Genomic DNA, 12,090 nt, shown 5'->3' with positions numbered 1-12,090 from the left:
GAGACGAATTGATCTGGTTTGTTTTGACAGGTCGACGTTACCGCCTGAGTAACAAAGCGCTTCTTGTTTGTCATTTATGCTGACGCGTCGAGGGACGAGACAGGCGCAAGTAAATGACATAACAAGAGGCACGCTAGCTGGGTTGTTCCAATTGTGTCAGTGTCAGAGGCTCATTGACCTGATTTGATGCTTAGGTATATTAAACAAATAAGATTATTTAAGTGCGATGAGAGTAGTTTGGTCGTGCAAGGGAAGTTTTCCGCTGCATCCATGCAGCTCGGGTTCATCATGAAAAGTGGACAGAGCCCCAATCCTAGGGGAATGGCAAATCCCTTTGCCCTCTGTCTAGAAATAATTTAGTACAATAAAACACCAATTACAATACCTACATTAAAAAATGTGGGTATAAGGCTGTATTGAATACTAGTTCGAGAGTGTTCTGTGGGTATTTCGAGTATAGGTGCTATTTTAAACAATACTTTTTGAGTTTTATGTAAAACTATCGTTGACCTTATGGTATTAAGCAGTCTACAATCAATTTCGTTTAAAAGAGTTGGCAATATTTATGTCCAGAGTTGCGAATAGTACGTTAGTATGTTCGGTCCTGTTAAGTCATAAGTAATACCGAGTTTTTTTAGCACTATAACGTATGCGATTAACGCTTACGTATAAATTAACTTAACCTACAGGATAAACAGACATGTCTGACGTAGTAACTGGTACAGTAAAATTTTTCAACGAAACTAAAGGTTTCGGTTTCATCACTCAAGATTCAGGTCCTGACGTTTTCGTTCATTTCTCTGCAATCAACACTTCTGGTTTCAAAACTTTGGCTGAAGGCCAAAAAGTTGAATTCCAAGTAGCTCAAGGCAAAAAAGGCCCTGAAGCTCAAAACGTTACTCCTTTATAAGGAAACGTTGCTGAGAGTTTCTCAGCGGTGCGAATGATAAAAAGCGACTTTTAAAGTCGCTTTTTTTGTTTTTATACTTAGTATAAACACACATAACGTAGTTTCTATAGTCATAGTTAGCAATCGTTGATCTGGTTTTCTGGAGGATATATGGCGGTCAAATCATTACAGGAGCAGCTATTGGGCGCTGGCCTGGTTGATAAAAAAAAGGTCAAAAAGCTAAAAGCAGAGACACTGCAGCACAAGCAGAAAGTTAAAAAAGGCAAAGCAAGCGCTGATGATGGCAGTGAACGCCAAGCAGAATTAAAGCGTCAGCGAGATGAAAAAATAGAAAAAGACAGAATATTAAATTTAGAACGCCAAAAGTTAGCTGAACAAAAAGCGGTTCAAGCTCAAATTCGACAAATGATTGAGCAAAATCGTATTCGAAAAGAAGATGGTGACATTGCTTACCACTTCACAGACGACAAAAAAGTGAAGAAGCTTTATATTAGTCAGTCAATGCATAATGACTTAAGTGCAGGGCGTTTGGCGATTGTGAAACTCTTTGACTCATATGAGCTTATCCCTGAGCCTGTTGCTGTAAAAATCTCTGAGCGAGATGAGTCGTATGTGCTGGTATGCAATAATCGTGTGGAAAGTGTCGAAGATGACCCTTACGCAGATTTCCAGATACCTGATGACCTTATGTGGTAGGCAAACTCTTCAACATCGCAGGCAATACTTATGTTTTAAATAAAAAGCATAAGTTGCCGCTCGCTTCCTTGTTCAATCCTTCCTGCTAATCGTTTGCTCTTTACTAATTTACATAATACTTTCGCTATTGTGCACATAAAGTGTGAATGCCTATGCTTTTCTGCACAATTTAAGCTTCAAACAATGAGGTTGTATTTTAAGTTATTGATTTGACTAAAAAATAAATAATTCTTATGTTTTTGTAAGTTCATTTTTAATCATAGATTTCAAGTAGTTTGCATGTAAGAAGAATACACGATGCAAGTAGCGTGCGTACAGTTGTCTATTTTTGCGAAATGTTTAGATTGTTTAGATGTTGCTTGCACACATCAAGCGCTAATAAAAAAGCTAAACACCTAAAAGGGAAATGACAATGAAAAAATCGATTATTGCTATTGCGGTATCCAGTGCTGCGCTTGCTTCTGTATCTGTTCAAGCGGCCGAAGGTTCCACTGTAGATATTTACGGTAACATCCAATACGCGTACAGCGACACAGATGCTGGTGATGATTTTGCAGACAATGGTTCTACTATTGGTTTGAAGGGTGAAACTAAAATCAATGATGACCTAACAGCTTTTTTCAAATATGAGCTTGAATTCGATGCTGACGACAAAGGTACTGGCGGCAGTTCAAGTCTTGATCAAGCTTTTGTCGGTTTGCAAGGCAACTTTGGTAAAGTACAAGTTGGTTCTTTTGATACGATTTATAACAATGCTGTTCAAGACTCGGTTGATCAGTTTGAATTATTAGGTGTAACTAATGCTGGTGATACGTCCGAAGGTGACACTATTGCTTATTTCTCACCTTCTTTTAATGGTTTTGAGGTTCAACTCGCTACACAAATTAAAGGCGATAAGAACGATGAGAACGAAGGCAAAGATTCTGATGATGAGTTTGTAGAAGACGGCACATCAACTATGGCCGTTGTTAAATACTCAATGGACATGATGTCTGTCGCTTTGGGTTATGATAATCGTGAAAACACCACTGACGAAAAAGAAACTTTTGGTCTAGCAGTTACGGTTATGCCAGCAGACAATTTGTCTGTTACCGCTAAGTACGAAACAACAAATGATACACAAGACATTTATGGTCTAGCTGCTCGTTATGGCTACGGTGCTGGTGATGTGTATGCGTCTTTCCAAAACGTAGATCCAGATGGTTCTGATGATTATAACGAATCTGCAGTAGGCGTAACTTACAGCTTAGCCTCAAATGTTTATGTTTACGGTGAAATAGGTGAGTTGACTGAAACAACTGACACTCAAACAGCTGTGGGTGTTTACTACGGTTTCTAAGGTTTTCTTATAATAGAAAATTTTATTTACTCTAAGGCTCCTGCTTTACCACTAGGCTGGGAGCCTTATGTTAAGTAAGATCATTCAAGGTTCCATATTTCTTCTCTTGTAGGCGGATTGTTGGAACATTTGGCACCCGATGGTAGCATCTGGTGCCTTTTTTATGTCTGTTAAAGTATAGGTCATACCTTTTAGTTGTTGGACACTGGGTGCCCTATTGAGGTATTTGTACTTGTTTAGAATTTATTCTACTCAGTGAGTGAACAGCTTAGAACGATGTTTCCATAAGTCTGTTTACTACAATAAGTTAGGGTAGTTTTAACCGTTTTTTTGTCTTTGCTATCGAGGTTTTTGTGAAAAATATCGTTCCAGAACAAACTCGTGTTTATTTGCCTATTGTCGATCATGACGATGTGTTCCCAGTTGGTCGTGTGTATTGTGTCGGTCGTAATTACGCTGAGCATTCAAGAGAGATGGGTGATGATCCTGAAAGAGACCCACCTTTCTTTTTTGCCAAAGATACCACTTGTGTTGTGCCATCGGCTTTATCTGAAACCACTCACATTGCATATCCTATGGCGTCGTCTCAGTTTGAATATGAGGTAGAGCTTGTGGTTGTTCTCGGCAAAGGTGGCCGTAATATGTCTCTGGAGCAGGCTGATGACGCTATTCTAGGATACGCGGTAGGTTTGGACATGACTCGCCGAGACTTACAATCCCAAGCGAAGAAAAAGGGGCGTCCGTGGGAGGTAGGCAAATCTTTTGATCAGTCTGCGCCGATAGGCCCTATTTTTCTGAAAACAGATGTCCTGAAAGAGCAGCTTAGTAATGCGCAAATTGGATTAAAGGTAAACGAGGAGCTCAAGCAAGTGAGTCGTATTTCCAATCTGACCTGGTCGATTGAAGAAGTGATTTCTAAGCTTTCCGAAGTGTTCGAGTTACGAGCAGGGGATGTGATCATGACGGGTACGCCGGAAAATGTCGGCCCAGTCGTCGTTGGCGATACCATGAGAGCTTGGGTAGATCACCTTGGTGAAATTAACATTACTGTGACTGATTAAAACGATGAAAATCGTCGACTAATCTAGGTGCGGCTGGGTGGTTATTTTTCTGCAGTAAATGAATGGCCACTTCAGCGGTACACAATCCCGTTTCTTTCTGGTTTCGACGTTTGTTATAAACCGACTTAACACCGTGAATCTCATAATGTGTTAAACGTTGCAGATAAGGCGACTGATTGTACATCTTTCGCGCTTGTTGCCAGGTGCCATCAAGAATAATGATATTTTCAATCTCAGAAAATACCGTATCATATGATATTGTTTCCGCCTGTACCTTCGGATAAATGAGTAGCGTGGTATTGTTGGGCAGGTTCAAGATGGCTTCATCTGGTGAGACTCTCGACCAGACAACAATCTCACATTGTAGACCTAATGCGCTTTTCACCAAAGGGCCTGTGCCCGTCGTTTTTTTGATTTCTTCACTGTGTGTAAGAAGCCATATTTTCATCTGATGTCGGTCTCCGTTGAATCGACGCACAGTGTACCTAAGTTTTTTTCTGGCGAGAATAATAAGCTTCAGGCTCCATTTTCTTAACGCCGATAACATATGTACTTTTACAATAGAAAATTTGTAAGCCTGCTGGAGCAAAAGATGCTACCCATTTTATATTCTTTTAGACGCTGCCCTTACGCGATAAGGGCAAGGTACTCACTGGCATTGTTGGAAGTGCCTGTTCGCCTACGAGAAGTGGTTTTGAAGTCGAAGCCAGAGGCTTTGCTGGCTCTTGGCGGCCGGTCAAGTGTTCCCCAGCTAATCGATCCTGAAGGTCGACGCTATCCAGAAAGTATGGATATTATTTTTTGGGCGTTGTCGGTATCGCAAAAGAGTGACGTGACCTTGTCACTTTGGCCTGATGAACCTAGGACAAGAAAGAAAATGCTGACTTGGATTAACTACAATGACCGCTTTTTTAAACATTGGTTGGACCGTTATAAGTACGCGGATCGACATCCAGAACACAGTGAGCAGTATTATCGAACCAAAGGGGAAGTCTTGTTAGCACGATTAGAGAATCGTCTGGCGAAGCAACATTATTTATTTGGTGAAGAGATCAGTATTGCAGACGTGGCGATTTTTCCGTTTATTCGCCAGTTCGCCGCTGTGGATCAAGCTTGGTTTGATCACTCTCAATACTCAAAAGTAAGGGCTTGGTTAACGGGTTTTCTGCAGACTGAGTGTTTTACAGATGTGGTTATGGTGAAACTGCCACCTTGGCAAGCCGGTCAAGAAGAGGTCCTGTTTCCGGCTTCCTAAGTGGTAAATATTTTCACTTAATCGATCAGACCAAAAGTAACCCAGTACAAAAAGTCTGGATCAGCATCGCTTGGTAAGGCAAGGACGATAAAATTGCCCTGAGCGTCTACATGAGCCGACTCAGGAAAGCTTTTCTTTAAGACTGATAAGTTAAGTTGGGCCAGCTCCGTTTGTTGCAAGTCGTTGTACGACTGCACGCTGATGGCCAGTGCATCCTCAACAGAGCGGGTGCTAGGGTAATGTTGAATAACTTCTTGGCTGCGACGCAATGCAGACAAAGGTGCTTTGCGTTTTAGATAGTAGTAGGCCACCCGGAGTTCGTGACGTGCAACCATGTTACGCAAGAAATACATACGCGCCTTACTGTCCGGTGCGTAGATACTGTTAGGAAAGCGTACGGTGAAATCCGCCAATTCATTAAAGGCTTTTGTCAGCTCTTTTGAGTCGCGCTCGCTTGGGTCTGCGCCTAAATATCGGGACATGAGCGTTTCGGCGCCCTTGTACGTCGACAAGGCTCGCATGTAATAGGCGTAGTCTAGTGAGTCATGTTCTGGATGATTCTTAATAAAGCGTTCGGCAGAGGCGTGAGCGCCAATAAATTCACTGGCTTCCATTTGCGCATAAATCAAATCCAATTCTGCGCGAATACTGAACTCACCAAATGGGTAGCGAGAATCCAAATCTTTAAGATGTTTAATGGCAGTAGAAGGGAGGTTTTCCTCTAACGCTTGTTGGGCTTTGTCGTAATAAACGCGTTCAGGTAGGTCGGGTTCTTGTACTTGTTTGCTTGAGCAGGCGACAATGAACAAAGAAAAACTGACGATTCCAGAGAATCGAAGCAACGAGTGATGAAATCCCATGTATAATCAAAACCTTGATATGGTAGTAGATTAGCCTCAATCGGCATTTTGTAGCGTTAAATTGCGAAAGATGATGAAGTGCAAGGCGCTACACGTTTTTTCACTTTCAGACTCAATGATAAAATCAACGAACTGAAAACAACAGACTAAAGTACATTGTATGGCAGAGCGCATAGTAAAAGAAGCCCAAGTTCCCTTCGATTTAGGCGGTAGTCGATTCGATCAAATCGCCACGGAGCTGTTTAGCGACTATTCACGTTCGCGAATTCAAAGCTGGATAAAAGAAGGCGTCCTTAAAGTGGATGGCAAGATCACCAAGCCAAAAGAAAAGCTATTCGGTGGTGAGCTGATGACGCTGGACATCGTAATCGAGGCGCAAGCCGATCACGAAGCGCAAGAGATGGCTCTAGATATTGTCTACGAAGACGACGACATTATCATTGTGAATAAACCCACAGGCTTGGTTGTGCATCCAGCGGTTGGTAATCGTGACGGTACCCTGATGAATGCGATTCTCCATCACGCACCAGAAACGGCTCATATTCCTCGTGCGGGTATCGTTCATCGTCTCGACAAGGAAACCACTGGCTTGATGGTAGTAGCAAAAACCCTTGTGGCGCAAACAGACTTGGTTGCTCAGCTGCAAGAACGCAGCATGGGGCGTGAATACGAAGCGATTTGTATCGGTGTTATGACTGGCGGTGGTGAAGTGGACGAACCAATTGGTCGTCACCCTCATAATCGCCAAAAGCAGGCTGTAGAGCCGGTAAATGGCAAAGATGCGATTACCCATTATCGTCTTGTGGAGCGCTTTAAAAACCACACTCACATTCGTCTTAAACTTGAAACGGGTCGTACTCACCAAATCCGTGTTCACATGGCGTTTATCCAATACCCGCTAGTGGGCGACCCTCAATACGGTGGTCGTTTGAAAATGCCTAAAGCTTGTTCCCCTGAACTGCAAGAGGAGCTGCGTCACTTCCGCCGTCAGGCCTTGCATGCGAAGAAACTAGGCTTGGCGCATCCGGTAACCGGCCAATGGATGGAGTGGGAAGTGGACCTTCCTGACGATATGCAGAAATTGGTCAACGCGCTAAAAAAAGACATGGTAGAGTCTGGCAGTAATGACTCCGAATATTTCTGATTGGTTTTATATCGGTTACAAGTAACAGAGGCAGCTTCGGCTGCCTTTTTTATTTCTCATACTTAGTGTCTAACAGGTTACTGTGTCCATACCTGTTGTTTTAACGGAGAGTTTTATGGCTTCTAATCGTCTTGCTTATATTTCCCCACACTGGCCGGCGCCGACTTCTGTTCGTGCCTATGTGTCGACCCGTATTGGAGGGGTTAGCGAAGCGCCTTTTGATCAGCTCAACCTTGGGGCTCATGTGCAAGATGACCCTAAGGCGGTTGCGCAAAACCGCGCTTTATTTTCCTCTTACATTGATATGCCCGATTCTGTTCAATGGTTAAATCAGGTGCATGGTACCGATGTAGTGACACTGCCGTACCAGGGGATCGCGTTACCCGAATCGGCCGATGCGGCGTTTTCTCGAACCGCTCGGCAAGTGTGTGCCGTGCTTACCGCCGACTGTTTGCCCGTGTTCTTTTGCGATGCAAGCGGTTCACAAGTTGCGGTTGCTCACGCTGGCTGGCGTGGGTTGTGTGATGGCGTGTTGGAGTCTACTTTGGCGCGTTTTGATGACAAAAGCCAAGTGATGGTATGGCTGGGCCCGGCCATAGGGCCGGCGGCTTTTGAGGTAGGCAGTGACGTAAAAGAAGCGTTTGAAGCCATACAGCAAGACGCTCAAGCCGCCTTTGTGCCTGGCGAGAACGCAGGTAAATGGTTGGGGAATTTATATTTATTGGCGACGCTGAGATTGCAGGCGGCGGGTGTTACGCAAATTTATGGTGGCGATCACTGTACCTTTACTGACACAGAACGCTTTTACTCTTATCGACGAGAAGGGAAGACAGGACGAATGGCGTCGGTTATTTGGTTAGATAATCAATAAATTGAGCGTTTTGTTGATGGGTGTCAAAAAAATGACACCCACCCATTGAAAAGCCACTTTTGGGCACTATTAAGCTGTTAATAGATTCATTCCTATCATATTTGTAAAGGATTTCAGATTATGCGTATCGATCGTTTAACCAGTAAATTACAACTCGCTTTGTCCGATGCTCAATCCGTCGCGTTAGGACAAGACCACTCTTATATAGAACCTCTTCATCTGATGATGGCGATGCTGGATCAGCAGGGCGGCAGCACACGCCCGATTTTGCAGCAAGCGGGGATTCCGGTTGCCAAATTCCGTGAGAGTTTGAACGAGCTGTTGACCCATTTACCCAAAGTGCAAAACCACGACGGCAACGTACAGATGTCGCCAGAACTAGGGCGTTTGTTGAACCTAGCCGACAAGGAAGCGCAAAAACGCAAAGACCAATATATTTCTTCTGAGCTGGTGTTAATGGCCATGTTCGAAGGTAAGGACGACTTGGCGAAAAGTTTAAAAGCCAGTGGCGTGACCAAAGCGGATGTTGCTTCCTTGATTGATACCATCCGTGGTGGAGATTCGGTGAATGACCCTGATGCTGAAGAAAATCGTCAAGCCTTAGATAAGTACACGGTAGACCTTACCGCAAGAGCGGCGGAAGGCAAGCTAGATCCAGTGATTGGGCGTGATGATGAAATACGTCGCACTATCCAGGTGTTGCAGCGTCGTCGTAAGAATAACCCCGTTTTGATTGGTGAGCCTGGTGTGGGTAAAACCGCCATTGTGGAAGGCTTGGCACAGCGAATCATTAACGGCGAAGTGCCAGAAGGTCTGAAAAACAAGCGTGTTCTGTCGTTGGACATGGCGGCTTTGATTGCCGGTGCCAAGTATCGCGGTGAGTTTGAAGAGCGTCTCAAAGCGCTTTTGAATGAACTGGCCAAGCAAGAAGGCCAGATCATTTTGTTTATCGATGAAATTCACACCATGGTAGGCGCAGGGAAATCCGAAGGCTCGATGGACGCTGGTAATATGCTGAAACCTGCGTTAGCACGTGGTGAGTTGCATTGTGTCGGGGCGACCACGCTAGACGAATATCGACAGTTTATTGAGAAAGACGCAGCGTTAGAGCGTCGTTTCCAAAAAGTATTGGTGGAAGAACCTAGCGTGTTGGACTCCATCGCCATTTTGCGTGGCCTGAAAGAGCGTTATGAAGTCCACCATGGTGTGGATATTACCGATTCGGCGATTATTGCCGCAGCGAAGCTGTCCCAGCGCTACATTACCGATCGTCAGTTGCCGGATAAAGCCATTGATTTGATTGATGAAGCGGGCAGTCGTATTCGCATGGAAATGGATTCAAAGCCGGAAGACATGGATCGCTTAGAGCGCCGTTTGATTCAATTAAAAATTGAAAAAGAAGCGCTGAAAAAAGAGAAAGACAGAGCATCTAAACTGCGTCTTGATGAGTTGAATGTTGAGATTGATCACCTGCAAAAACAATTCTCCGATTTGGAGGAAATTTGGAATGCGGAAAAAGCCGCCGTACAAGGTGCGCAGAAGCTCAAAGAAGAGCTTGAATCGGTTCGTCACGAAATGGAAGAAGCGCGTCGTAGCGGTAATTTAGCGAAAATGTCTGAGTTGCAATACGGCGTGATTCCCATGCTGGAAGCTGAAATTGAAAAAGCCAGCAAGGCGGAAGAAAGCACAGAAACCAAGTTGTTAAAACGTCGAGTGACGGAAGAAGAAATCGCGACCGTAGTGTCCCGTTGGACGGGGATTCCAGTGGACAAAATGCTCGAAGGTGAGCGTGATAAATTATTACGCATGGAAGATGCGTTACATGAATCGGTAATGGGGCAAGAAGAAGCCGTTGTGGCGGTGTCTAATGCAGTGCGTCGTTCACGCTCTGGGTTGGCCGATCCAAATCGTCCAAATGGCTCCTTCCTCTTCTTAGGGCCGACAGGTGTGGGTAAAACCGAGCTGTGTAAGTCATTAGCGAAATTTTTGTTTGATACCGAGCAGGCCATGGTGCGTGTGGATATGTCGGAATTCATGGAGAAGCATTCGGTTGCTCGTTTGATCGGTGCGCCACCAGGCTACGTAGGTTACGAAGAAGGCGGCTATTTAACCGAAGCTGTGAGACGTCGACCTTATTCTGTATTGTTGCTAGACGAAGTGGAAAAAGCGCACCCTGATGTGTTTAACATTTTGTTGCAGGTGCTGGATGATGGTCGTTTGACCGATGGACAGGGTCGTACTGTCGATTTTAGAAACACGGTGATCGTGATGACATCAAACTTGGGTTCTGATTTGATTCAAGAATACCAATCATCCGATCAATACGAAGAAATTAAATCGAAAGTGATGGAGGTTGTCGGTACGCATTTCCGTCCTGAGTTTATCAACCGGATTGATGAAACTGTGGTGTTCCATCCCTTGATGCGATCTCAAATCAAAGGCATTGCAACCATCCAGTTGGCGCATTTGAACGATCGATTGGCTGAGATGGGTATGTCGTTGAGTCTCACGGATGCGGCGGCTGATCAGCTGGCTGAGGTGGGTTACGATCCTGTTTATGGTGCGCGACCATTGAAACGTGCGATTCAGAAATGGATCGAAAACCCATTGGCGAATGAGCTACTTTCAGGCCATTTTGCAACGGGCGATCATATTTTGGCCGATGTGAAGAACGACGAGCTGGTATTCACCAAAGGTGAGTAACGTCTTCAGAAACAAAAAAACTCTAGTCTGATGTCAGGCTAGAGTTTTTTTTTGCGCTAAAAAAATACAAGATTATCAGATATCGATAGTCAGACCGATGAAGTAACCATCGTAGTCTGTATCACCAAGAAATTTCGTCTCTTGGTCGATTGAGCGGTAACCCAATTCTACACCCACAATAGGTAGTGGCTGATATTGTATTTTGAAGGCTTGATCCGTAATGGTAACGTCATCAAAAGATGAAATGTTTTTAGATTCTGCTGCTAGCGTGATGCCTGTGCCTGGAATACCAAGAGAAGCTGCTAAGAAAAGCATAGGCACGGATTCACTGTCATCGGTTGAGCCTTTTGTCATGTCCAACTGGCGAAAGGTTACACCACCTTCAATGCTTGCCCACAAAATACCAACACCGTAATACCCCGTAAAGTCTAGGTGGCTGATTTCGGTTCCTGAAGGATCTGATTCAAATTCCCATATGTCCATACGAGCATTCGGAATCAAAGGAATAGGGTGTTGAATGTCTAGGCTTGCATAAGTTGCAGAGCCATCGTCGCCATCAAAAAAACCGGCTTCAGCGTTAGCGCCAATAATGTCAGCGTTGGCTGCGCCAGCGGCAAGGATGGTAGATAGAGCAAAGGCTAACTTTGTAGATTTCATAATGAGAGTCCAATTATCAGATAGGATAAATTTCGTCTAATTATAGGTTGAAGGAATTCAAAATCAAATCAAATAAGGAAAACAGGGAAAGTATTAGGAAGAATATTGATTTAGATGGCTGGGGTAGAAGGATTCGAACCTACGCATGACGGGATCAAAACCCGTTGCCTTACCGCTTGGCTATACCCCAATTAAAACATCTTTTTAATTGGTGGCTATGACTAGATTCGAACTAGTGACCCCATCATTATGAGTGATGTGCTCTAACCAACTGAGCTACATAGCCTACAATTTTTTAACGCTTAAACAACACATGTCGATGGCTGGGGTAGAAGGATTCGAACCTACGCATGACGGGATCAAAACCCGTTGCCTTACCGCTTGGCTATACCCCAATTAAAACATCTTTTTAATTGGTGGCTATGACTAGATTCGAACTAGTGACCCCATCATTATGAGTGATGTGCTCTAACCAACTGAGCTACATAGCCTTGTCTGTTGGCTGGGGTAGAAGGATTCGAACCTACGCATGACGGGATCAAAACCCGTTGCCTTACCGCTTGGCTATACCCCAACAGACTGACACAAAAAACA

The 12,090-nt window shown here is 44.2% G+C and carries 11 protein-coding genes and 5 tRNA genes; 8 read left to right on the top strand and 8 right to left on the bottom strand.

The window, feature by feature from the left end:
* Positions 1 to 700 precede the first annotated feature (700 nt).
* The 4 genes from J9B83_RS14030 to J9B83_RS14015 all read left to right on the top strand — a co-directional run bounded on the left by J9B83_RS14030 (position 701) and on the right by J9B83_RS14015 (position 4,006).
* Positions 701 to 910, top strand: coding sequence for a cold-shock protein (locus tag J9B83_RS14030; RefSeq protein ID WP_024024079.1), 210 nt, complete (start codon positions 701 to 703; stop codon positions 908 to 910).
* A gap of 126 nt (positions 911 to 1,036) precedes the next feature.
* The gene (locus J9B83_RS14025; protein WP_236037320.1) at positions 1,037 to 1,606 is read left to right on the top strand and encodes a DUF2058 domain-containing protein; all 570 of its coding nucleotides are present in this window, start codon (positions 1,037 to 1,039) and stop codon (positions 1,604 to 1,606) included.
* A gap of 412 nt (positions 1,607 to 2,018) precedes the next feature.
* Entirely contained in the window at positions 2,019 to 2,945 is a 927-nt protein-coding gene (locus J9B83_RS14020; protein ID WP_211537450.1) for a porin, read from the top strand.
* Between the two features lie 353 nt (positions 2,946 to 3,298).
* On the top strand, positions 3,299 to 4,006 hold the full coding sequence (locus J9B83_RS14015; protein WP_211537449.1) for a fumarylacetoacetate hydrolase family protein: 708 nt from the start codon (positions 3,299 to 3,301) through the stop codon (positions 4,004 to 4,006).
* On the opposite strand, the gene J9B83_RS14010 is transcribed toward J9B83_RS14015, so the two are convergent.
* The gene (locus tag J9B83_RS14010; RefSeq protein ID WP_211537448.1) at positions 3,990 to 4,454 is read right to left on the bottom strand and encodes a DTW domain-containing protein; all 465 of its coding nucleotides are present in this window, start codon (positions 4,452 to 4,454) and stop codon (positions 3,990 to 3,992) included. The two genes, J9B83_RS14015 and J9B83_RS14010, sit on opposite strands and share 17 nt — an antisense overlap.
* Positions 4,455 to 4,598: 144 nt before the next feature.
* On the opposite strand from J9B83_RS14010, the gene J9B83_RS14005 reads away from it, so the two are divergent.
* The gene (locus tag J9B83_RS14005) at positions 4,599 to 5,261 is read left to right on the top strand and encodes a glutathione S-transferase (protein WP_211537447.1); all 663 of its coding nucleotides are present in this window, start codon (positions 4,599 to 4,601) and stop codon (positions 5,259 to 5,261) included.
* Between the two features lie 17 nt (positions 5,262 to 5,278).
* Here the strand turns inward: J9B83_RS14005 and J9B83_RS14000 are convergent, their stop codons facing one another.
* Entirely contained in the window at positions 5,279 to 6,121 is an 843-nt protein-coding gene (locus tag J9B83_RS14000; RefSeq protein WP_211537446.1) for an outer membrane protein assembly factor BamD, read from the bottom strand.
* A gap of 160 nt (positions 6,122 to 6,281) precedes the next feature.
* Between J9B83_RS14000 and rluD the strand changes: the two genes are divergently transcribed.
* The 3 genes from rluD to clpB all read left to right on the top strand — a co-directional run bounded on the left by rluD (position 6,282) and on the right by clpB (position 10,839).
* Positions 6,282 to 7,265: a 23S rRNA pseudouridine(1911/1915/1917) synthase RluD gene (gene rluD / locus J9B83_RS13995; RefSeq protein WP_211537445.1), complete on the top strand. Its 984-nt coding sequence runs from the start codon at positions 6,282 to 6,284 to the stop codon at positions 7,263 to 7,265.
* A 115-nt stretch (positions 7,266 to 7,380) separates the two neighbouring features.
* Positions 7,381 to 8,136 carry a peptidoglycan editing factor PgeF gene (pgeF, locus tag J9B83_RS13990; RefSeq protein ID WP_211537444.1) on the top strand — a complete coding sequence of 252 codons (756 nt, stop codon included), beginning with the start codon at positions 7,381 to 7,383 and terminating at the stop codon, positions 8,134 to 8,136.
* A gap of 120 nt (positions 8,137 to 8,256) precedes the next feature.
* Positions 8,257 to 10,839, top strand: a complete 2,583-nt coding sequence (gene clpB / locus J9B83_RS13985) for an ATP-dependent chaperone ClpB (RefSeq protein ID WP_211537443.1) — start codon at positions 8,257 to 8,259, stop codon at positions 10,837 to 10,839.
* 75 nt (positions 10,840 to 10,914) lie between these two features.
* On the opposite strand, the gene J9B83_RS13980 is transcribed toward clpB, so the two are convergent.
* The 6 genes from J9B83_RS13980 to J9B83_RS13955 form a co-directional block, all read right to left on the bottom strand.
* The gene (locus J9B83_RS13980) at positions 10,915 to 11,496 is read right to left on the bottom strand and encodes a porin family protein (protein WP_211537442.1); all 582 of its coding nucleotides are present in this window, start codon (positions 11,494 to 11,496) and stop codon (positions 10,915 to 10,917) included.
* 115 nt (positions 11,497 to 11,611) lie between these two features.
* A tRNA-Gln gene (locus J9B83_RS13975) sits at positions 11,612 to 11,686 on the bottom strand.
* A gap of 19 nt (positions 11,687 to 11,705) precedes the next feature.
* Positions 11,706 to 11,782, bottom strand: a tRNA-Met gene (locus tag J9B83_RS13970).
* A gap of 34 nt (positions 11,783 to 11,816) precedes the next feature.
* A tRNA-Gln gene (locus J9B83_RS13965) sits at positions 11,817 to 11,891 on the bottom strand.
* A gap of 19 nt (positions 11,892 to 11,910) precedes the next feature.
* Positions 11,911 to 11,987: transfer RNA gene (locus J9B83_RS13960), tRNA-Met, on the bottom strand.
* Positions 11,988 to 11,995: 8 nt separating this feature from the next.
* Positions 11,996 to 12,070 (bottom strand) — tRNA-Gln (locus J9B83_RS13955).
* Positions 12,071 to 12,090: the final 20 nt, after the last annotated feature.

The sequence above is a fragment of the Marinomonas vulgaris genome, from assembly GCF_018145875.1.
In the GTDB taxonomy this organism is placed as follows: domain Bacteria; phylum Pseudomonadota; class Gammaproteobacteria; order Pseudomonadales; family Marinomonadaceae; genus Marinomonas; species Marinomonas vulgaris.
This window is presented reverse-complemented; position numbering and strand designations above follow the sequence as displayed.